At 47.2% G+C, this 1,127-nt stretch carries 1 protein-coding gene; it reads left to right on the top strand.

Going from position 1 to position 1,127, the window contains the following annotated elements; translation table 11 throughout:
* Nucleotides 1-461: 461 nt before the first annotated feature.
* On the top strand, nucleotides 462-1,127 hold a 666-nt coding region (locus ABD76_RS27825), incomplete at its 3' end, for an IS4 family transposase (RefSeq protein WP_338125211.1).

Below are 1,127 nucleotides of genomic sequence, written 5' to 3'. Positions count from 1 at the left end.
TGTAGAGGCACAGCTCCAGCAACGAGACTCATACAAAGTCATGTCAGAGCATGTAGCGGCTAATCCTGAATTTCAAGAACTGCTTGGACTCAAGAGCATAAGCGCTTCCCAACTATCGCGAAAGCTGAAACGGTTGCCCATGGAGCATCTGCAGACGCTCTTTTTCTCGCTCATTGATCGAATCAAGCAACTAACAAAAGGGAAACGCGGCATTACGCCTGGCATTGGCAAACTCAAGCTAATCGATTCATCGGGAATTACACTGCCTCCCATTCTCGCAAAATGGTCCTATTGTTCCAAGAGTAGCCATGGCGTGAAGNTACCGAGCCCAAAAGTTGTTTGTCGGCGCTTCGACACTCTTGTTTGTAGAGGCACAGCTCCAGCAACGAGACTCATACAAAGTCATGTCAGAGCATGTAGCCGCTAATCCTGAATTTCAAGAACTGCTTTGACTCAAGAGCATAAGCGCTTCCCAACTATCGCGGAAGCTCAAACGGTTGCCTATGGAGCATCTGCAGACGCTCTTTTTCTCACTCATTGATCGAATCAAGCAACTAACAAAAGGGAAACGCGGCATTACGCCTGGCATTGGCAAACTCAAGCTAATCGATTCATCGGGAATTACACTGCCTCCCATTCTCGCAAAATGGTCCTATTGTTCCAAGAGTAGCCATGGCGTGAAGATGCACACCTCCTTGGTCGTTGTGGATTCCAAAACGATGTATCCAGACAAGATCGTCGCTTCAACCAAAGATGTAGCCGATCATGAAGTCGTGTTGGAATTTACCGTCGATAAGGATGCGACCTACGTGATGGACCGAGGGTACCAGGTGTACGACCATTTTCAGAAATGGGTAGAGGATAAGATTAAATTTGTTTGCCGCGTCCAGCAAAAGAGCCGATTAACGATCATCAGAGAAAGAGAACTGCCCAAAAGGCGGAATGGATTTATCCTTGATGCCGATGTGACGATGCCGGAGCTGCCAGCGGTTCTGCGCTTGATTGAGTTTAACGATGACCAAGGGCGCACCTATCGAATTGTAACGAATCGATTTGACTTATCGGCGCATCAAATTGCCGAGATTTATCGAAATCGCTGGCACATTGAGTTGTTTTTTAAATGGGTC

Source organism: Paenibacillus dendritiformis (assembly GCF_015845845.1).
Taxonomy (GTDB): domain Bacteria; phylum Bacillota; class Bacilli; order Paenibacillales; family Paenibacillaceae; genus Paenibacillus_B; species Paenibacillus_B dendritiformis_C.
This window is presented reverse-complemented; position numbering and strand designations above follow the sequence as displayed.